Genomic DNA, 19,195 nt, shown 5'->3' with positions numbered 1-19,195 from the left:
GCACGACATCAGGCGTGCGAAGCAAGGGGATCGTTAATCTAGGCGCTGCTTTAACCAACGAATGACGCGGCCCATCAGCGGCAGGTGCTCATACAGCATGGCGCCGGCATCGAAGTAGTCGCGATGCAGTGAAACACGGCCATCGTCGGCAAACGTTAAAGCACTGCAGCCATCAACCTCGATAGGACGCCCGCCTGCCAAGCGTGAATGTGCAAAGGTCATTGTCCAGGTAACAAACGCTTGGCTGCCTTGGCGCTGGCGCGTGTGATAAACAAATTGGCAGTGCTCGACGTTTTCGTACATCGCCGCAAAATAGCGCTGAAGCGCACGCTGTCCCTCAATGCGATGCAGCGGGTCACTGAAAACAATGTCCTCAGTATATACCTCGTATAGCTTTTCTGTACAGGTATTGTCTAGTTTATTAAAAAAGGCGCAAAAATTTTCTAGTGCCTTGTCCTGTGACATGACGACTCCCGAGAACGATTAGGCAGGTAAGTGGTTAACGCTGCGTCAGTTCGACAGCGCCTTAAAAGCATCCAGCGCCCGCTGACGCGCCGCTTTGTGATCAACTATCGGGGCAGGATAGTCCAGTTGGGTAAGTAAATCGCGAGGGGGTGCATGGCGAGCCTTGGCTGGCAAGATGGCAAGTTCGGGTAACCAGTGAGCAATAAACTCGCCGTCCGGGTCGAAACGCGAGGATTGGGTGGTGGGGTTGAAAATGCGAAAATACGGCGCCGCGTCGGTGCCAGTGGAGGCGGCCCATTGCCAGCCGCCGTTGTTGGCGCAAAACTCGCCGTCTACCAGGTGGCGCAGGAAAAACGCTTCACCGCGGCGCCAGTCGATCAGCAAGTGCTTGCTTAAAAACATCGCTGTCACCATACGCAGGCGATTGTGCATCCAGCCGGTAGTGACCAACTGGCGCATGGCAGCGTCGACCAGTGGATAGCCGGTGCGCCCTTCGCACCAGGCTTGAAAGCCTTCTTCGTCATCGCGCCAGACGAGCTGTTGTGTATATGATTGAAACGGCTGGTAGCGGCAAACCTGTGGAAAGCCTACCGCAACGTGCTGATAAAACTCCCGCCAGATAAGTTCACTCACCCAGGTAGTTAACCCCTTATCGCCATCGGCTAAGTGCCCGCCATTCTCACTCATAACGGCTTGCATACATTGGCGGTAGGACATCACCCCCAGCGCCAAGTAGGGTGAAAGCTCGCTGGTGCCACGCACCTTGGGGACATCCCGCTGATCGTTGTAGTGGCGTCCGCGGAAGCGTAAAAACCGTTCCAGACGGTCACTGGCAGCCTGCTCGCCCGCGGGCCATTGATGACCGTCAATGGCAGATTCGCCGAACTCAGGCAGTGCGGGCAGCGGGTCGCTTAGTATATCCAGTGGCGATTGGGCCTCTGGTGTGTCGCGTATCGCCAATTGCTCTTGGGTGATCTGCTTGTGCCAAGCCTTGGCAAACGGTGTGAACACGCCGTAATAATCGCCCTTGCCGGTCAGTAGCGTTCCCGGCGCAAAGGCGACTGCATCATGGTAGCCGTGTGCGGCCATCCCTGCTTGCTTACATGCGTCAAGTACCGCTGCGTCGCGCCGCTGTTCATTAAGCGGATACTCATGATTGAAGTGCAACTGCTCAATTTGATGCTCGCGGGCAACGTCCAGCAAGGCGGCGGGGGCGTCGTCAAAAGAATCGATATCGCGGTGCAGTAGCGGAATATTGAGGCCATCTAGCGCCTCTTTCAGGGCAGTGACGCTACGCATCCAAAAGTCGATCTTATTGATGCCGTGGCCATGTGCCTGCCATTGGGCAACCGAGCGAAGAAATACGGCGACTACCGGCCCTTTCGCCGCGGCGGCAGCCAGCGCGGTGTTATCGTAGATACGCAGGTCGCTGCGCAGCCAAACCAACTGTCGTGACATGGGCACTCCTGCGGGGCGATTAACAAGCGGATGGCCACCGCCGCAGCGGTGGTGTCAGGGTGGTTTTATCAAAGCACGCCTGATTCGCGTAATAACGGCCGCAAGCGGGCGATCGCTTGGGGCAAATCATCGCCCAGCATGTGGACCGGGGTGCCGCGCAGGTCGGCGTCGCGTAGCCTTGCGACCTCGCCGCACACCCCAATGGGCACGTTCAGCGCTGCTGCGGCATCGGGCAGTGCCTGGCGGATATAGTGATCGTCTTCCCGCTGGCCGCTGGATAGTAAAACCATTGACGAGTGTAGCCGCGCAACGGCCTGGGGAAGATCTTCAAGCGGTAGTGAATGATCCAGAAGCTGCACACGGTAGCCTTGCTCGCTGGCCATGAGCGCCGCCATCAACACCCAAAGCGGCCCTGGGTCGTCTGGCATGACATTGAGCAGAATTAACGGGCCGCGGGTGGCTTGGTTAGCATAATGCAGGCGGATGCCGACTTGGCTGCGCAGAAACGCTTCAAAGGTACGGCGGACCAGGGCATCGGGCTCTGCCGCCCATTTAGCTTCCAGCGTTAGCACGACCGGCTGCCAAAGTTCGTTAATGGCCGTGCTCAATGGGTAAAGCGCCAGGCTTTGGTGATAGAACGCTTCAAGCTTGGGCAAGTCGAGCGCTTCGATTATCGCCTGTAATTGTTGGCGCTGGCTGACCCAATCGCCGGCATCCGGAACGGGGGTATCCACGGTGTCGGGCTGATCAAGCAGGTCGGCCACTTGGCTAACCGGCACGCCGCGGTTGAGCCACTGCAAAATACGCTCAATGCGTGTGATGTCATCCTGTGCGTATAGCCGGTGCCCTTTAGGCGTGCGTTGGGGGCGAATTAACCCGTAACGTCGCTCCCAAGCGCGCAAGGTAACTGAGTTGACACCCGTCAGGCGGGAAACTTCCCGAATCGGATAAAGGGGCGTATCGGGTGGGTGGGTCGCCTTATTGCTCATGGGCGCCAGTGCCTCTTAGTTGTATGCGGAGCCAAGCCGCATGGGCCTATCGTGGGTTGCTGCGGCGGGCGATATGGTTTGCTATCCATAGCAATTTCCTAATATCTAATTAACTGATCAACAATCTTGAATAACTAACGTTCCTTTGTACAACTTGTTGCCCAAAGGTACAACCTTTGCATCCAGCGCATTCGTCATGCTGATGTGCGACCCGCTCAGACCGACCGATCTACTAGCGCTTGAGCTAGATACGTTCCTGAGCGCCACGCCGACTCCACGCGGCTGTGGGTAAAGCTATCGCCGCACAGCGCCAAGCCACTGTTGCTGTATAGGTATAGCTGGTCATCGGCAGTGCTTGGCTGGGCATATCGCCAACGATGAGCACCACTGGCAATGCGTTTGGGGAGTGTGGTGTCGGCAGGAAAAAGTGATCTAAAGGCGGCCCACAATGCGTCGGCAATTGATTGTGGGTCATCTTCCAGGTGGCTGTCGCTCCAGTCTAGATGCGCCATCAAACTGAGACTTTCGGGCTGATGTTCGCGCCCCGGTTTTGTCTGGTTGCGTGAGACCAGGCGCAGCGCAGGATGATCGACGTGGGCCATTTGCCAGCCGTGCTCACCACCGGGCGGCAACGGCAGTGGCCCGTCCAGTATCGCCCAGGCTGCCCAGCAGCTGCGTTGCGGACGCGCGTGGCAGGCTTCGGTTAGCGCGCCATCCCAGGGGGTCACCAGCGGCAATGTCTGCGGCGGTGGGGTGGTCAATACAACATGCTGATATGGCCCAGACCAACGTCGCTGCGTATCGACGAGCTGCCAGCCGTTGCGCAAACGTTTTAACTGCTCAATGCGGATCGCAAAGTGCAACGTGCTGCGAGGATGCGTCTGAAAAGTATTCGCTAGGTGGCGAGTAAGGGCGCTCATCTTGGGCGCACCGGTATAACGAGGCTGGGAATCATGATGCAGCTGCCAGCCGTTTGGACTAGCCTGATAGCTGACGTTCGGCCAGCGGGAGGCGTGTCCCAAAGCGATCCAGGAGGCCAGCGCTTTTTGGAAGGCCGGGTCGCGTGCGGTGAACGCCTGGGCGCCTAAATCTATATCGGCCTGTTCAAGACGCTTGGTGGACATCCGCCCGCCGGGGCCTCGTGCTTTATCAAACAGCGTCACCGCCACGCCCTGCTCTGCCAGCGCATTGGCACAGGCCAGCCCTGCGATGCCGGCGCCTACAATAGCGACGTTAAAAGGCGTGGCAACGGTGCTGCTGTCATGATCGCGTCTCAAGGCTGTTTTCCCAATGTGGCGTACAGGACTGACGTATATTGATGTACAAGAAGCTCGTTTTGTAATAGTTTTGTATAAATAATCAGATTTGTAAACCTTATTCGGGCGTATCTAGCCCGCCGATACCAGAGGGAGGAACACCATGCGTGTACTAGTGACCGGCGGTAGCGGTTTTGTCGGCCAGCGACTCTGCCCGGCCTTGATCGCGCAGGGGCATGAGGTGCAGGTGGTTTCCCGTACTCCCCATAAAGTGCGTGATCGCCTACCTGGCAAATGCGATATTCGTGATAGTGTTCAGGCGTTTATCGACTCTCCGCCCGGCGCATTGATTAACTTAGCGGGTGAGTCCATTGCCGCCAAGCGCTGGAGTGAGCATCAGAAAACAGCGCTCATTCGCTCGCGGGTCGAGATAACCGAGCAATTGGTGTCGCTGTGCGAGCAGCTAGGTGAGAACGGCCAGCCGCTGCCCAAGGTCCTCGTTAGTGGTTCCGCGATGGGCTACTACGGTGATCAAGGCGACAAGCGGGTGAATGAAGACACCCCGCCCCATGACGAATTTGCTCACCGACTGTGTGCCCAGTGGGAAGCGGTGGCCAAGCCCATAGAGGCGTTGGGCGTGCGCCTGGCAATTATCCGCACTGGTCTGGTGCTCGGGGCGGATGGTGGCACGCTGCAAAAGATGCTGCCACCGTTCAAACTGGGTTTGGGTGGGCGTTTTGGCGATGGCAAACAGTTTATGCCCTGGATCCATCGCGACGACTTGGTGGCGGCGATTATCTTCTTGCTCAATGACTCACCTTTGTCAGGAGCCTTTAACGGCAGTGCGCCGCATCCCGTTACGAATGCTGAGTTCACCCAAACGCTGGCCAAGCAGCTGCACCGCCCGGCGGTATTGCCTGTGCCTGCCTGTGTATTGAAAGCGGGTTTGGGCGAGATGTCTCAACTGCTGCTGACGGGTGCGGATATGCGCCCTGAACGCCTTATGGAGGCCGGGTTTACTTTTCAGTACCCGACGCTCGATAAGGCGCTCGCCGCGATCCTTGCAGCTAAGCGAAGCGCTTAAGCGTTTGGGTCAACGGTGATAATCACCCGGACGGCATCAAGCCGCAATCGGGTGTTTTCAATCGCATCGCTGAGTGCCTGGCGTTCCTTTTTCAGGGCGTCGAGCTCTTCGTTGCGCACCGATGGGTTGTGTTCTGCCAGGGCGGCTAAGCGGGCAAGTTCGGCGTCAAGCTGCGCGCGCATTCGCGCCTCAGCGGTTTCAATAATACTCGGTAGCTCGCGTTCGGCTTCGCCTTCGCCTTGAGTGAGTAGCCCGCGAAGCGCGTCGTGGCGACTCTTGATCAAATCCCGCGCCAGGGATTTATTGACCTTTTGCAGGTTTTTACCCAGCCCCGTGAAGGAAATTTTGTCGGTCAGGTTGGCGCCTGACTCATCCAGCAGGACGCGCACCGCCGTTGGCGGCAAAAAGCGATTAAGGTGTAGCGATTTGGGTGCTGGACAATGGGTGCGGAATATCAGCTCGGTCAGTAGTCGCCCGCTGGATATTGCCGGGTGGCCGAGTAACGCAAGCGCGGTGTTGCCCATGGTGCCGTCCAGAATGCGGCCCATCATTTCGCGCAGCAGCGGGTGCTCCCAGGAAAGCCGTTGAACGTCATCCCGGGCGAGTGCCTGATGGCGGTCGAACGTTGCCGAAAACCCTTCCTCGCCTTTCACCAGCCCCGGCAGGCCATCCAGCATATGCTGACCGGGCTGTAGGTAAAGCAGTCCATTGCCAATCTCTTGACTATCCACACCAAAAACATCCAGCGCGCGCTCCACGTAGCGCGGTAGCGCGGCGTCGTCGTCCAGCTCGCGCACCGCGTCAATCACCTGCTGGGCACGCTCAGGGCGGCAGGCATTAAGCTCGAGAAGACGATTACGGCCCGCGTCGCGCTCGGCAAGCTTGGCGATGAACAGCTCGCGGGTCTCGGTGATGATTTCAGCGAGCATGTCTTCGTCGAGCAGCGCCTCGGCCAGCGCATCGCCAAAGGCGTCGAATAGGTCGCTACCAATACCGTGGGGCGCGCTGAAGGCATCCATGCCTTCGTGATACCAGCGAAGAAGGCGTTCGCCGGGGCTACCAGCGAACGTCGGGACGTGCATTTCAATGGCGTGGCGCTGGCCGATCCGGTCAAGACGGCCAATGCGCTGTTCCAGTTGGTCGGGATGCTGGGGCATATCCAACATGACGAGGTGGCGGCAGAACTGAAAATTGCGCCCTTCGGAGCCAATTTCTGAGCACACCAGCACCTGGCAGCCGTCTTCTTCGTCAGCGAAGGCGGCCGCTGCGCGATCACGTTCGATGAGCGATAAGCCCTCGTGGAATACCGGGGCATGGTAGCCGCCCAGTTCGCGTAGCCCCTCGGCCAAGCCTTCGGCGGTGTCGCGATGGTGGGCAATCACCAACACCTTGTCGTTGGCGAAGCCCGCGTCGCTGTCGTCGCTAAGCTTTTCGAGCAGCCAGTTAACCCGCGGGTCGATATGCCACCAGGGCTCACTGTTAAGCGGGTCGTCGCTGAGTGCCCGGTACGCGGCGTCCGGGTAAATCAGCACGTCTGGATGATCCATGCCGGTTTCGATCAACAGCTCGTCAAGGTAGTCGTCGTCGCGCTCCAGGCGGCGTAGCACACGGCGATAGGCCGACGGCAGATCGAGTGAAGTGAGGTGCAGGCGGCGCTGGGGGAAGCCGCCTACGTGGCGTCGGCTGTTGCGGAACATCACCCGCCCGGTACCGTGGCGGTCGAGCAGTGCCTCGCGTAGCTGGGCGCGGGCGGCGTCTTGCTGATCGGCGCTGGCCTCAAGGTTACACAGCGTGGCCAGTAGCGCTTGGCTGTCGCGGTCATCGGCAACGGCTTCAACGTGGACACGGGCTTCAGGCGCTTTGGGAAGTTCTTCAAGCGCCTCAATGGCACTGGCCACCGCGCCGTAGTGGCGCTCTTCATCCTTGAAACGCGCCAGGTCGTGGTAGCGCTCTGGGTCGAGCAGGCGCAGGCGGGCAAAGTGGCTTTCGATACCCATCTGTTCGGGGGTAGCCGTCAGTAGCAGCAGGCCGGGAATATCGGCCGCCAACTGTTCAACGCACTGATAGCCTGGCCCGCTGCCTTCTCGGTGCCAGTCGAGATGGTGGGCTTCATCGACGATCAGAAGGTCGAAGTGGCTGGCAAGCGCCTGTTCCTGGCGGTGGTTATTGGCAAACAGCCAGCCTTGGCTGGCGAGCACCAACTGGGCATTTTCAAATGGGTTTTCGCTGCCATAGGCTTGGCTTTGTTGCTCATCGAGCAAGCTTACGTTGAGCGAAAAGCGGCGCAGTAGTTCGACCAGCCACTGGTGGGTCAGGCTATCGGGTACCAGAATCAGTGCCCGCTCTGCGCGTCCCGTCAGCAGCAGACGGTGCAGTATCAGCCCGGCTTCGATGGTTTTGCCTAGCCCTACTTCGTCGGCAAGCAGCACGCGTGGTGCATGGCGACGGGCGACTTCATCGGCGATATACAACTGGTGAGGAACGAGATCAATGCGTGGCCCGGCAAAGCCCAGCGCACTGTGCTGTTCAATACGCTGGTGATGATGCAGGGTGCGAAAGCGTAGGTCGAACCAGTCATTGCGATCGACTTGACCGGTGAGCAATCGGTCGCGTGCCTGATCGAACTGCATGGTGTCGGCGAGTTTAGCTTCCGGTAGTTCACGCCGCAGGCCTTGGCTATCATTGCCAATGTAAGTAATCAGGCCGTTGGATGTGTGACTGTCATCGACGATTAATTGCCAGCCGTCGGCCGACACAACGCGGTCGCCAGAGCCGAACATGACGCGGGTCAACGGGGCTTGGCGAGTGTTATAGGTGCGGGTTTCCTGGCTGGCACTGAACAAAATGGTAACGCTACGGGCGTCGCAGTTAAGCACGGTACCGAGCCCAAGCTCGGCTTCGCCGTCGCTAATCCAGCGTTGGCCGGGGGAAAAATCGCTCATGATGCCTCAAGGAAGTCTGCAAAACAGGACGTACGCTGCCGGTCGTGGCGACCGGCAGCAACAGGGCGGGCGATTCTAACGCAAAGGCGCTGGCGGATTAAGGTGTATCGTCGTCAATCTTCCAACCAGCGGTCCAGTTGCGCCTGGGTGAGCTCGCCGACGTGGACGTCAAGGGCGTTGCCGTCGCCGTCGAACAGCACGGTAGTGGGAAGACCGGGGGCCTCGACGATCGACATCAGCATTTGGCTGGGGTCGCGCAGCGCGTAGCGAAAGCTCAGCTCTTGTTCGTCCAGATAGCGCACAATGGGCAGCAGGTCTTCGCCCTGGTTGGCGACCACGACGCCGACACCTTCGCGTTGGTCAGCGTTGGCAAGCAGCGGCATTTCGCGCAGGCAAGGCGGGCACCAAGTCGCCCACAGATTGACGATAATGCGGTCATGGTCATCCGCCAGTGATGGCATATGCACCGAATTACCGTCGATATCTTCAAGGGTAATGTCGGGCAGGGTTTGCACGCTCAGGTCGCTACCCAGCGGGGAGAGCGTTACCAGTACCAGCCATAGACTTGAGGCCCCGACCAGCAGGGCCATCGCACCGCCCATGGCAATAAGCCGTGAGCGCAGCGTCCAGGCCGTCCATACCAGGCCTGCGGCCAGGCCCCAAAGCCCTTGATAGCCCGGCTGCCAGAGTTTTAGTGCCGTCAGGGGCGCGACGCTGAAGCTTTCGATATGTAGCGCAACGTGGCCAAAGCGGGCGGCGATCAGCCAGACCACCACCAGGCCCAAAAACCAGCGCTGGTGGCGCCGTTTGGGTAGGCCCAGTAAATAGCGCGTGCTGACCAGTAGTGCCAGCGCGCAGGCAATCGCGTAAAGACGAGGCAGTGAAATCAACAGCGGACCAAGGGTAATGGCGTTCATGGTTTTCCCGTTGAGCAGGTACACTGGCGCACCATACCATGGAGCCGGTTATAACGGAGACATCTATGCCTCAAACGACGTTTGATAAACTTCGCGCCCTCGCCATTGGTTCGCAGGCGGTGGGTTTAGTGGCCATCATCACCTTGGAAACATGGCTGAATGATGCAGCACGTCCCTGGCAGGGGGGCGTGCTGGCGGCCATGTTGGTAACGGCTCTGAGCATTGCATTGGTGCGGCTTTATCGGCGTAACTTAGCTCGCAAGCGCTGGGCGGAGCGCGTTGAGGACGACCGCGATGCCTAGCGTTGGAAAACGTTGCTTGTATTTTTAGCGTTCCAGTTCCAGATTAAGAGCAGACCCCAGCGTGTATCGATGGGGCGCTAAATCCTACAGGGAGCGATCAATAACATGATGAATAAGCGCATAATAGCCACGGCAGTGGCCGTCTCTTCATTGGCATTGGCCGGTGCGGCTCAGGCTGAGGTCAAAGTGGGCTTTTTAGGGGGCTTTACGGGGGGAATCGAAAGCTTAACACCGCCCATTTTTGATGGCGCTCAGCTAGCGGTAAAACAGATTAATGAGCAGGGCGGCATTCTTGATGGCCAGACGCTGGAAATGCCGTCGGGTGACACCACTTGCTCTGACGCATCAGCGGCTTCGAATGCGGCGGACCGCATGGTGAATTCTGAGGATGTCACCGCCATTGTCGGCGCGCTATGTACCGGTGCCACCATTTCAGCGGCCAACAACGCGGCGATCCCCGGCGATGTCGTCATGGTATCGCCAGCCTCCACCGCGCCTGCGGTCACCGAGCTTGATGACGACGACCTGGTTTTCCGTACCGTGCCTTCCGACGCCTTCCAGGGTGAAATGCTGGCCAAGCTATTAATTGAGAAAGGCATTAACGAAGTCGCCGTGACCTTTGTTAATAACGATTACGGTCAAGGGTTATCCGAGGCGTTCGCCACTACCTTCGAATCAGAAGGTGGTAGCGTGGTGGAAAGTCTTGCCCACGAAGATAACCGTTCCGACTACCGTTCTGAACTGGGTACACTCTCTTCGGCAGGGGTAGAAACCCTGGTGGTGTTGGCGTATGCCGATACTTCCGGTCAAACCGTGCTACGTCAAGCCGCGGAAAGCGGTGTCTTCACCCAGTACGTCGGGGCCGACGGCATGGTGGGTAACAGCCTTGTCGAAGCCGTGGGTGCTGATGTGCTGGACGGTATGATTGCCACTCGCCCTGGCAGCCCGGACTTACCCGGTACAGATATTTTCATTGAAGCGGCCGAAGCCGAAGACATTGACCCCGAAGCGGTATTTGCCGCTCAGGCCTACGACGCGGCTTTCCTGCTGGCGCTGGCTATTGAGCAAAATGGTAGCGCCGAGCGTGAAGGATTATCCGAGGCTTTACGCGACGTCGCCATGGCGCCGGGCGAAACTATTCTGCCCGGCGAGTGGGAAAAGGCCCTTGAGTTAATTGCAGAGGGTGAAGAGATTAACTACGAAGGCGCGTCAGGTAGCCACGAGTTTGACGACAACGGCGACGTGCCTGGCATCGTAGTGGAAATGACCGTTGAGGATGGCGAGTTTAAACGGGTAGGTGAGCTGGAAGAAGACGAGTTGTAACGCCTTGCTTTGACGCCTAGACCGCCCCTGCCATGTGCAGGGGCGGTTTTTTTTGCTTAATCGTGGTGCTTAATACGTTCCGGCAGTAAGCCTTTGGGAGCGAAACGTAATACCAGCGTGATCAGCAAACCAATCACCAGGACCCGTGCCTGAAGGGCGCGGCTGTCGATATTGCCGGGGGCTTGCCAATCGAAGGCAAACTCACCGAAGGCCACGGCCAGATCCATCAAATACAGCGCCAGTGGTTCCGACATGATCCAGATAATATACACCGCGATGGCGCCGAAGATGGTGCCAAGGTTGTTGCCCGGCCCCCCCAAAATCACCATGACCAAAACCAGGAACGTATGGTTGAGTGGTAGGTAACCGTTAGGGTCGAACAGGCTGTTGAAGCTGGCCATCATCCCGCCGCCGACACCCATCAAGATGCAGCCCAGGACAAAAATCTCCAAACGCCGCTTATTGATACTTTTGCCCATGGCGGCCGATGATATTTCATTGTCGCGGATGGCCCGGATCATACGCCCCCAGGGGGCATGGTAAGCGCGGTGAAGCAGAAAGAAGATGGCGGCAATAATCACCGCTGTTAGCGAAAGGTATACCGCTCGTGACAGGGTGAAGCCTAAATCCGCCGGTCCCGGCGTTGGCCAGGGGAGTGGCGAGACGGTAGCGGTCCCGCGGGTTAGCCAGTCTGAATTTTTCAGAAACGCCTTAATGATCTCGGCGATGCCAAGCGTAGCAATGGCGAGATAGTCGCTGCGCAAGCCCAGGCAAACATGACCGATAAAGTAGCCAACGCCACCGGCTAACGCGCCGCCCATGATCCAGCCTGACCAGGCCGGTAAGCCCAGCCCGCCGATGAAGCCTGCCTGGGATTCAATATCGGCGGTAACGTCGCGCAACAGACTGATGACGACCAAGTACAGTACAACCGCGAGCAGCACCACGAATACCGTGCGAACCCGCTTGGGAACGCCTAGCCGAGTTAACTTGGTCGCCGCCACTACCAGCAGGGTCGCACCTAACGCATAGAGCAGTACTTTGCCTAGCTCAGCGGGTAGTTCGCTATCCCAAAACGCGTCATTGACCGGAACGCTAAACAGCATGGCGCTGACGCCGCCCAGGGCAACAAACCCCATCACGCCGGCATTGAACTGCCCCGCATATCCCCACTGAATCGTCAGCCCCAACGCCAGGACGGCGTAACATGCGGCCTCCACCAGCATGCGCGTGCTATAGGCGGGGCCCATGACGGCATAAACGCCGACAATAGTGATCAGTAGAACGCCAAACAGACAAAGCTCGCGCAGCGGCAGGCGCGATGTCTTGGGCGTCGCATCCTGCGGGGTGTAGTTGTTATCAGCCATCAGATCACCTTGCCTTTGAAGATGCCGGTAGGACGCCAAACTAGAATGGCGACCAGTATGAAGAACGGCACCACGATTTTATATTCGCTCCCCACGAAGGCTAAATTGGACGGTAAGTTGAGCCAGGTGGGCAAGCTGTCGCGGAAGGGGCGCAGCAAGACGGCCCAGTTAAAGATTGCCAGCGTTTCGGCAAAGCCCACTACGAAGCCGCCCGCAACGGCACCGTATGGATGGCCTACACCCCCGACAATGGCGGCCGCGAAAATCGGCAGCAGCAGGAAGAAGCTGAGGTCGGGTTTGAACGTTACATCCAGCGACAGCAGAGTGCCCGCAATGGCGGCAAGCCCGCCGGCAATCACCCAGGTTACAGCGACAATCGTATTGGTGTTGATGCCCGAGGCCTGGGCCAACTCTGGGTTATCTGACATTGCCCGCATGGCTTTGCCAAGCCGCGAACGGCTTAAAAATAGATGCAAGGCGATGACGGCGACCAGAGTGATTACGAACAGGTAAATCTGCGGTTCGGTAATCACAATCGGCACACTTACCTCTTCAAACGGCAGCAGCCGAAAGATCGACTTGCGATCGTCAACGTACAAGCCTTGACCGCTCGTGCCGGCAAACAGGCGAATCAGCCCCTGGAGTATCAGCGTGACCCCAAGCGAAGCGATGACCATGACGATGGGCTTAACGCCATGGGCGCGCAACGGCTTGTAGAACGCTTTATCAATACCCACCGCAAGGCAGGCAGTCAGCAGCATGGCAATAGGTAACATGAGTATCGCCGTGGGTACGCCGAGGCTCATGCCGACACCTGGAAAGGCCGTGGTGAGTATCAGTACCATAAACGCACCGAAGGTCATCATGTCGGCGTGGGCAAAGTGGGCAAAGCGCATGATGCTGAAAACCAGCGTGACGCCGATCGCCCCGATGGCATAGATGGCACCGGTCACACTGCCGGCAATCACCACATTGTTAATAAAGAAAACCAGTTCATTCACGTTATTGTCCCCTGGGCTAGCCGCCCAAAAAGCTTTTAGCCACGTCTGGATCGGCAAGTAGCGCCGCGCCGGTGTCGGTAAAGCGGTTCTGGCCCGCTGCCAATACAAAACCTTTATCGGCAATGGCAAGTGCTTGCTTGGCGTTTTGTTCGACCATCAGGATGCCGACCCCGGCCGCGTTGATGTGCTTAACGCGGTCAAAAATCTCATTCATGTAGAGCGGTGAAAGTCCGGCGGTGGGTTCGTCCAGCAGTAGTATGCTGGGCTCGGCCATAAGTGCCCGGCCCATGGCGACCATTTGCCGCTGGCCGCCGGACAGTTCGCCTGCCGGCTGCCGACGCTTTTCCTGCAGGGGCGGAAAGAACTCGTAGACTTGGCCCAGCATGCGCTTAACATTCTGCGGCTTGAGAAAGGCTCCCATCTCCAGATTTTCCTGCACGGTGAGGCTGGGGAAAACATTTTTTTCCTGGGGCACAAAACCCATGCCGCGTTCGACCAACTGGTTGGGCGCCAGGTTTTGAATGGGAGCCCCGTGGAGCAAAATGTCGCCCTGATTAACGTGCAGGAGCCCGAAGATGGCTTTCAGCAGAGTGGATTTGCCCGCCCCGTTCGGACCTACAATCACCCCGACTTCGTTGGCCTCCAGCGACATGTTTACGCCGTTGAGGATGTTCATGCTGCCATAGCCGCCATAGACGTCGCGTGCTTCGATTAAAGGCATGGTGAAAAAATCTCTATTGTGTTGCCACCTGGGTGGTCGTGGCGTTTATATAAGCATGCTAACGTCATCCGTCACGCTGCCCCGGCGCCGAAATAGGCTTCAATAACCTCGGGGTTGTTTTGGATATCCTGGATATGGCCTTCTACCATGACCTGACCCTGGGCAAGCACGATGACCGGGTCGCAGAGGCGGGCGATCATGTCCATGTCATGCTCAATGACCAGGAAGGTGTAGCCCATTTCGCGATTGAGGCGCTCAATGTTACCGATTAGGTCGCCGAGCAAGGTGCGGTTGACCCCGGCGGCAATTTCATCGAGCAGCACGACCTTGGCGTTGGTCATCATCGTGCGGCCCAGTTCCAGCAGTTTCTTCTGCCCACCGGATAGATTGCCCGCTAGCTCGTTGCGCACGTGGTGGAGGCCTACAAAGTCGATCACCTCCAGCGCCCGGCGGCGGACCTCGGCTTCTTCGCGTCGCACCAAGCCTGGTTTGAACCAGGTGGTGAACAGGTTTTCACCCGCTTGGTTTGGCGGCACCATCATCAAATTTTCCAGAGCACTCATTTGGCTGAATTCATGAGCTATCTGAAAAGTCCGCAACAGCCCTTTGTGAAAACGCTGGTCGGCGCTGAGGGCGGTAATGTCTTCGCCTTCTAGTAAGATACGTCCGCTATCGGGCTGTAATGCGCCCGCCATTAAGTTGAATAGCGTCGACTTGCCCGCGCCGTTAGGGCCGATCATACCGGTAATCGAGCCTTTCTCAACGCGGATAGAGCAGTTATCAATAACTTTTAGGCCACCAAAGGCTTTGTTGACCTGCTGAACCTCAATAAGCGGGGTCATGGGCTTCCTCATCTGCTAGGCAAGGCGGTAACCGCCTAGTTGTCAGTCGCGGAGACGCTATGGGTAAAGCGCTTCCGTCGGGCAGGCGTGAAGAGTCGATCACGATCCAAACGCTTGTGTGAATCCGATAATAGAATAACCCCCTGTGCTAGGGATAGCGCTACTTTGCGCTACCCCTAGCCTGCTTTCCAGAGAGAGACCGTTAAGGTTGCGTTGGGGGGAGATGCTTGGCAAACGTACGGGGATCACGTGGCGGGCTGGCGCCTAGCCATAAAAAAGCCCGCATTTCAGCGGGCGTCGGATGCTTAATTCTTGTTGGAGCGTTTGCGCTCGTTTTCCTTGAGCAGCTTCTTGCGTAGACGAATATGGCTTGGCGTCACTTCCACCAGCTCATCAGAGTCCAGGAACTCGATAGCCTGCTCCAGGGTGAAGTTGATCGGCGGCGTCAGCACGATGTTTTCATCGTTACCCGTTGAGCGCATGTTATCCAGCTTTTTGCCCTTGGTCGGGTTAACCACCATGTCGTTGGCACGGTTGTTAATGCCGATCAGCATGCCCTCGTAGACTTCAGTGGCGTGATCGATGATCAACTTGCCGCGCTCCTGAAGAGTGTAAAGCGCGTAGGCGAGTGCCTTGCCATCAACCATTGACACCATGACGCCGTTACGCCGCTCGATGGAGGCATCGGGCTTCAGCGGGCCGTAGTGGTCAAAGCGACTGGTCAGAATGCCGGTACCGGAAGTCAGGGTTAGGAACTGACCACGGAAGCCGATCAGCCCGCGGGCAGGAATAATGAAATCCAAGCGAACGCGGCCTTTGCCATCCGGGTTCATGTTGGTCAATTCGCCCTTGCGATAGCCGAGCTCTTCCATGATGGCGCCCTGGTGCTGCTCTTCACAATCGATGATGACCTCTTCGTAGGGTTCCTGCTTCTCACCGTCGATTTCCTTGATGATCACTTCAGGACGACCAACGGCCAGCTCGAAACCTTCGCGGCGCATGGTCTCGATGAGTACCGAAAGGTGTAGCTCGCCACGCCCGGAGACTTTGAATTTTTCCGGCGTTTCGCCCTGTTCAACCCGCAGCGCGACGTTGTGAATCAGCTCTTGTTCCAGGCGATCTTTGATATTACGGCTGGTGACGAACTTGCCGTCTCTACCGGCGAATGGCGAATCGTTGACCTGGAAGGTCATGGACACGGTGGGTTCGTCAACGGTCAGTGGCGGCAGCGCTTCGACGTTGTTGACGTCGCACAGGGTATCGGAGATCGCCAGGTTTTCGATGCCAGTGATGCAGATGATATCGCCAGCGGTGGCTTCGTCGGTTTGTACCCGCTCAAGGCCCATGTGGGTCATGACCTGGCCAATCTTGCCTTTGCGTGACTGACCTTCTTTGGTCACGACGGTAATTTGCTGGTTGGGCTTGACGCTGCCGCGGGAAATACGGCCTAGCCCGATAACGCCTACATAGCTATTGTAATCCAGCGCTGAAATTTGCATCTGGAATGTGCCGTCGATCTCGACCTTGGGCGCATCGACGATATCGACGATGGACTGGAACATGGGGGTCATGTCGTCAGCCAGCTCTTCAGGGTCGGGGCCTGCAATACCGTTGAGCGCCGAACAGTAGATAATCGGGAAGTCGAGCTGCTCGTCGGAAGCGCCCAGGTTATCGAACAGGTCGAAAATCTGGTCGATCACCCAGTCGGGCCGTGCGCCCGGGCGGTCAATTTTGTTAACCACCACAATAGGCTTCAGGCCGCGGTCAAAGGCTTTTTGAGTAACAAAGCGGGTTTGCGGCATCGGGCCGTCAACGGCGTCAACGAGAAGCAACACTGAATCCACCATCGACATCACGCGCTCAACTTCACCACCGAAGTCGGCGTGCCCAGGCGTGTCCACGATATTGATGTGGTAGTCAGTGCCGTTGCCATCTTGCCATTTAATTGCCGTATTTTTGGCCAGGATAGTAATGCCACGTTCCTTCTCCTGGTCATTAGAGTCCATAATCCGCTCTTGACCTTCGGCTTTACGGTCGAGCGTTCCGGACTGGCTTAGCAATTTGTCGACCAAGGTAGTTTTACCGTGGTCAACGTGGGCGATAATGGCAATGTTGCGAAGATTCTCGATCACGACGCGATCCTGCTAGAAAAATAGGGCGGCATTATAGGGTCTGGGTGCGGTCGACTACCAGCATTGTATTGTGCAAAGCGTCAAGGCATTAACCTTTGGCAGTAGTTTTCGTGCTGATGGCGCATCCGTTAAGATAGGCGTTTTCCCAGATGGGGCAAGGACATGAGCATCGGCCACCTGATGCGGTTACTAAGCGACGGCGAGGTTCATTCTGGTGAACAACTGGGTGATGCCTTGGGCGTTTCACGCGCTGCGGTGTGGAAACAGCTAAAAAAATTAGACGCACTGGGTGTAGAACTGGTGGCGGTGAAAGGGCGGGGCTATCGGCTTGCCCAGCCACTGGAGCCTCTTGTCGGCGCAAAGGTAGTCGAGCGCCTGCCCGCCTCAGCGCGTCATCACCTGGCCCGCCTATTTGTCGAGGACCAACTGCCATCGAGCAATGCCTACCTGCGTGACCGGTTTGAACAAGGGGCGGGCCACGCAGAGGTGTGCCTGGTTGAGTTGCAAACGGCGGGACGCGGGCGGCGTGGGCGAGTATGGACCACCCCCTGGGGGCAAAGCCTGATGCTGTCAGTTGGCTGGCGTTTTGAGGCGGGGGTCGCCGCTCTTGAGGGCTTGAGTCTGGCCGTCGGCGTCGTGGTTGCCCAGGTGCTGGAGCAGCACGGTGTGGCGCCCCGGCTTAAATGGCCCAACGATATTTTGTTGGCGCAGGGTGACAGCGCTGAGTTGGGTAAGCTGGCCGGCATATTAGTAGAAGTGACTGGCGATGCGGCAGGCCCTTGCGAAGTGGTTATCGGCATGGGCATGAATCTTCAGTTGCCCGAGTCGATGCGCCAGGCTATTGAACAGCCGGTAGCGGCGTTGTTTGATGACTTGCCGTCACTTTCGCGTAACCAACTGGCGGCGGACGTGGTGGCTGGGCTGCTTGCCATGCTGGCGGGCTTTGAGGAGCAAGGTTTTGCACCCTGGCGTGCTGCCTGGAACCAGCGACACGCCTACACTGACCAGCCGATTCAGGTGATTCAGGGTAACCAGGTTCATGAAGCAGTCGCTGGCGAGGTCGACGATAGCGGCAGTTTGTGGGTAACGGAAGCGGGGCACTCAAAGCGCTTGTCTGGCGGTGAAATCAGCGTACGTAGGCGCTTATGATTCTTGATTTAGACATTGGTAATACCTTGTCCAAGTGGCGCCTAAAAGACGCTGATAGTAGCGAAATACGCTCGCGGGGGGCTGTGTGGACCCGCGAAGAGTGGCGTCCAGGTGCTGATATTCCGGATCTTGACGTTGTCGAGGCCGTGCGCATCTCAAGCGTGGCCCGTGCGGCAGTACTCGATGAGACCGTGGGGCTGCTGCGTCGTCGCGTCCGCCACGTGCATGTGGCCCGCTCGACCGCTGAGGCGCTTGGCGTGGTCAACGGCTATGAAGAGCCGGGGCGCCTGGGCGTTGACCGTTGGCTGGGGGCGCTGGCGGGGTATCAGTTGGCAGGCGGCTGCTGTACGGTCGACTGCGGCAGTGCGATCACCATCGACTTCGTATTGCCCGGCGGGCAGCATCTGGGGGGCTTTATCGTGCCGGGGTTGAGGCTGATGAAAGAAAGCCTGAAGCTGGGTACGCGCAACGTCGCTATCGACCCCGAAAGCGAGGCGGAAGAACTGCTCGAACCGGGGCGTCGCACGGTGGATGCCGTCAACCATGGTATCTACATGGCGGCCGTGAGTGCTATCAACCGTATCTACAGCGAAGTATGCGACCAGGAGGGCGTGGCGCTACCGATGCTGCTGACCGGGGGGGATGCGCGGGTCATTTCGCGCGGCGTTCAGGTGCCCCATGCCGTGTGGCCAGACATGGTCTACGGCGGGCTGGAAGCGCGCTTCCCGCTGACCTTTGCTGAACGTGCTGGCAAAATGGCTGGGGCGCCTCGCGTTCCTGAGCCGGTGTCATTGGAAAAAATCCGCGCAGGCCTTGCATTTTCCATGCTGCTTTGACAGAATTCAGCGCGTTCCAGGGCAGGTGGTTAACACGTATTAGGCACTAAGCAGTTTATGTTGTTGAAGCTAATACATTGTTAGGCCAAAGCGCTATAAACGAGCTTGACACTGCTTTGGAGCTTGGCATAATGTGCCGCCACAGTTGGAGAGGTTCCCGAGTGGCCAAAGGGAGCAGACTGTAAATCTGCCGCGAAAGCTTCGAAGGTTCGAATCCTTCCCTCTCCACCAGTTTCAAGCGTCAGCGACGTATGTCGGTGTCGTAGAATGAAAAGCCGGAAGCGGGCGTAACAATGAATGAGCACGCAGCGGATGATCATTCTGAAGCAAGTTAGGCGGGCGTAGTTCAATGGTAGAACCTCAGCCTTCCAAGCTGATGGTGCGGGTTCGATTCCCGCCGCCCGCTCCAGT

General features: G+C 57.9%; 16 protein-coding genes and 2 tRNA genes. 7 read left to right on the top strand and 11 right to left on the bottom strand.

Features of this window, described 5'->3' with window-relative positions:
• Positions 1-33 precede the first annotated feature (33 nt).
• From GA0071314_RS17800 to GA0071314_RS17785, 4 genes are all read right to left on the bottom strand, one after another.
• Positions 34-465, bottom strand: a complete 432-nt coding sequence (locus GA0071314_RS17800; RefSeq protein WP_074397891.1) for a nuclear transport factor 2 family protein — start codon at positions 463-465, stop codon at positions 34-36.
• 45 nt (positions 466-510) lie between these two features.
• On the bottom strand, positions 511-1,923 hold the full coding sequence (gene phrB / locus GA0071314_RS17795; protein WP_074397890.1) for a deoxyribodipyrimidine photo-lyase: 1,413 nt from the start codon (positions 1,921-1,923) through the stop codon (positions 511-513).
• Positions 1,924-1,991: 68 nt separating this feature from the next.
• The gene (locus GA0071314_RS17790) at positions 1,992-2,912 is read right to left on the bottom strand and encodes a MerR family transcriptional regulator (RefSeq protein WP_172822113.1); all 921 of its coding nucleotides are present in this window, start codon (positions 2,910-2,912) and stop codon (positions 1,992-1,994) included.
• Positions 2,913-3,127: 215 nt separating this feature from the next.
• Positions 3,128-4,189 carry an NAD(P)/FAD-dependent oxidoreductase gene (locus GA0071314_RS17785; protein ID WP_074397887.1) on the bottom strand — a complete coding sequence of 354 codons (1,062 nt, stop codon included), beginning with the start codon at positions 4,187-4,189 and terminating at the stop codon, positions 3,128-3,130.
• Positions 4,190-4,331: 142 nt separating this feature from the next.
• On the opposite strand from GA0071314_RS17785, the gene GA0071314_RS17780 reads away from it, so the two are divergent.
• Positions 4,332-5,252, top strand: coding sequence for a TIGR01777 family oxidoreductase (locus GA0071314_RS17780; protein WP_074397886.1), 921 nt, complete (start codon positions 4,332-4,334; stop codon positions 5,250-5,252).
• Here the strand turns inward: GA0071314_RS17780 and rapA are convergent.
• Both rapA and GA0071314_RS17770 read right to left on the bottom strand, forming a co-directional pair.
• Complete coding sequence (gene rapA / locus GA0071314_RS17775; protein ID WP_074397884.1) at positions 5,249-8,194, bottom strand: RNA polymerase-associated protein RapA; 2,946 nt, start codon at positions 8,192-8,194, stop codon at positions 5,249-5,251. The two genes, GA0071314_RS17780 and rapA, sit on opposite strands and share 4 nt — an antisense overlap.
• 113 nt (positions 8,195-8,307) lie before the next feature.
• On the bottom strand, positions 8,308-9,111 hold the full coding sequence (locus tag GA0071314_RS17770) for a redoxin family protein (protein ID WP_074398585.1): 804 nt from the start codon (positions 9,109-9,111) through the stop codon (positions 8,308-8,310).
• A 65-nt stretch (positions 9,112-9,176) separates the two neighbouring features.
• Here GA0071314_RS17770 and GA0071314_RS17765 point away from each other — a divergent pair, with 65 nt between their 5' ends.
• Together GA0071314_RS17765 and GA0071314_RS17760 are read left to right on the top strand one after the other, a co-directional pair.
• Positions 9,177-9,413, top strand: a complete 237-nt coding sequence (locus GA0071314_RS17765) for a hypothetical protein (protein ID WP_074397882.1) — start codon at positions 9,177-9,179, stop codon at positions 9,411-9,413.
• 105 nt (positions 9,414-9,518) lie between these two features.
• Entirely contained in the window at positions 9,519-10,736 is a 1,218-nt protein-coding gene (locus tag GA0071314_RS17760; protein ID WP_074397880.1) for an ABC transporter substrate-binding protein, read from the top strand.
• A 56-nt stretch (positions 10,737-10,792) separates the two neighbouring features.
• Here GA0071314_RS17760 and GA0071314_RS17755 read toward each other — a convergent pair whose 3' ends face one another.
• From GA0071314_RS17755 to typA, 5 genes are all read right to left on the bottom strand, one after another.
• Positions 10,793-12,103, bottom strand: coding sequence for a branched-chain amino acid ABC transporter permease (locus GA0071314_RS17755; protein WP_074397878.1), 1,311 nt, complete (start codon positions 12,101-12,103; stop codon positions 10,793-10,795).
• Complete coding sequence (locus tag GA0071314_RS17750; RefSeq protein ID WP_074397877.1) at positions 12,103-13,104, bottom strand: branched-chain amino acid ABC transporter permease; 1,002 nt, start codon at positions 13,102-13,104, stop codon at positions 12,103-12,105. Before GA0071314_RS17750 ends, GA0071314_RS17755 begins: the two co-directional genes overlap by 1 nt.
• A 16-nt stretch (positions 13,105-13,120) precedes the next feature.
• Positions 13,121-13,825 carry an ABC transporter ATP-binding protein gene (locus tag GA0071314_RS17745; protein WP_074397875.1) on the bottom strand — a complete coding sequence of 235 codons (705 nt, stop codon included), beginning with the start codon at positions 13,823-13,825 and terminating at the stop codon, positions 13,121-13,123.
• Positions 13,826-13,896: 71 nt separating this feature from the next.
• Entirely contained in the window at positions 13,897-14,667 is a 771-nt protein-coding gene (locus GA0071314_RS17740) for an ABC transporter ATP-binding protein (RefSeq protein ID WP_074397873.1), read from the bottom strand.
• Positions 14,668-14,972: 305 nt separating this feature from the next.
• Positions 14,973-16,799 carry a translational GTPase TypA gene (gene typA / locus GA0071314_RS17735; protein ID WP_074397871.1) on the bottom strand — a complete coding sequence of 609 codons (1,827 nt, stop codon included), beginning with the start codon at positions 16,797-16,799 and terminating at the stop codon, positions 14,973-14,975.
• Between the two features lie 162 nt (positions 16,800-16,961).
• Between typA and GA0071314_RS17730 the strand changes: the two genes are divergently transcribed.
• From GA0071314_RS17730 to GA0071314_RS17715, 4 genes are all read left to right on the top strand, one after another.
• Positions 16,962-17,948 (top strand): biotin--[acetyl-CoA-carboxylase] ligase, encoded by a 987-nt coding sequence (locus GA0071314_RS17730; RefSeq protein ID WP_074397869.1) that lies wholly within the window; start codon positions 16,962-16,964, stop codon positions 17,946-17,948.
• The gene (locus tag GA0071314_RS17725) at positions 17,945-18,784 is read left to right on the top strand and encodes a type III pantothenate kinase (RefSeq protein WP_074397867.1); all 840 of its coding nucleotides are present in this window, start codon (positions 17,945-17,947) and stop codon (positions 18,782-18,784) included. The genes GA0071314_RS17730 and GA0071314_RS17725 overlap by 4 nt, the downstream gene beginning before the upstream one ends.
• 147 nt (positions 18,785-18,931) lie before the next feature.
• A tRNA-Tyr gene (locus tag GA0071314_RS17720) sits at positions 18,932-19,015 on the top strand.
• A gap of 104 nt (positions 19,016-19,119) precedes the next feature.
• Positions 19,120-19,193 (top strand) — tRNA-Gly (locus GA0071314_RS17715).
• Positions 19,194-19,195: the final 2 nt, after the last annotated feature.

Origin of the sequence: Halomonas sp. HL-93, assembly GCF_900086985.1 — a bacterium.
Taxonomy (GTDB): Bacteria; Pseudomonadota; Gammaproteobacteria; order Pseudomonadales; family Halomonadaceae; genus Vreelandella.
Note: the sequence above shows the minus strand (reverse complement) of the source record. Positions and strands in the feature narration are given on the sequence as shown.

Excerpts from the sequence above, each read along its gene's own strand:
- GA0071314_RS17770 (WP_074398585.1), bottom strand. The coding sequence starts at position 9,111 with ATGAACGCCATTACCCTTGGTCCGCTGTTGATTTCACTGCCTCGTCTT.
- GA0071314_RS17765 (WP_074397882.1), top strand. The coding sequence starts at position 9,177 with ATGCCTCAAACGACGTTTGATAAACTTCGCGCCCTCGCCATTGGTTCG.
- GA0071314_RS17730 (WP_074397869.1), top strand. The coding sequence starts at position 16,962 with ATGAGCATCGGCCACCTGATGCGGTTACTAAGCGACGGCGAGGTTCAT.
- GA0071314_RS17760 (WP_074397880.1), top strand. The coding sequence starts at position 9,519 with ATGATGAATAAGCGCATAATAGCCACGGCAGTGGCCGTCTCTTCATTG.
- GA0071314_RS17790 (WP_172822113.1), bottom strand. The coding sequence starts at position 2,912 with ATGAGCAATAAGGCGACCCACCCACCCGATACGCCCCTTTATCCGATT.
- rapA (WP_074397884.1), bottom strand. The coding sequence starts at position 8,194 with ATGAGCGATTTTTCCCCCGGCCAACGCTGGATTAGCGACGGCGAAGCC.
- GA0071314_RS17800 (WP_074397891.1), bottom strand. The coding sequence starts at position 465 with ATGTCACAGGACAAGGCACTAGAAAATTTTTGCGCCTTTTTTAATAAA.
- GA0071314_RS17780 (WP_074397886.1), top strand. The coding sequence starts at position 4,332 with ATGCGTGTACTAGTGACCGGCGGTAGCGGTTTTGTCGGCCAGCGACTC.
- GA0071314_RS17755 (WP_074397878.1), bottom strand. The coding sequence starts at position 12,103 with ATGGCTGATAACAACTACACCCCGCAGGATGCGACGCCCAAGACATCG.
- GA0071314_RS17740 (WP_074397873.1), bottom strand. The coding sequence starts at position 14,667 with ATGACCCCGCTTATTGAGGTTCAGCAGGTCAACAAAGCCTTTGGTGGC.
- phrB (WP_074397890.1), bottom strand. The coding sequence starts at position 1,923 with ATGTCACGACAGTTGGTTTGGCTGCGCAGCGACCTGCGTATCTACGAT.
- GA0071314_RS17745 (WP_074397875.1), bottom strand. The coding sequence starts at position 13,825 with ATGCCTTTAATCGAAGCACGCGACGTCTATGGCGGCTATGGCAGCATG.
- GA0071314_RS17725 (WP_074397867.1), top strand. The coding sequence starts at position 17,945 with ATGATTCTTGATTTAGACATTGGTAATACCTTGTCCAAGTGGCGCCTA.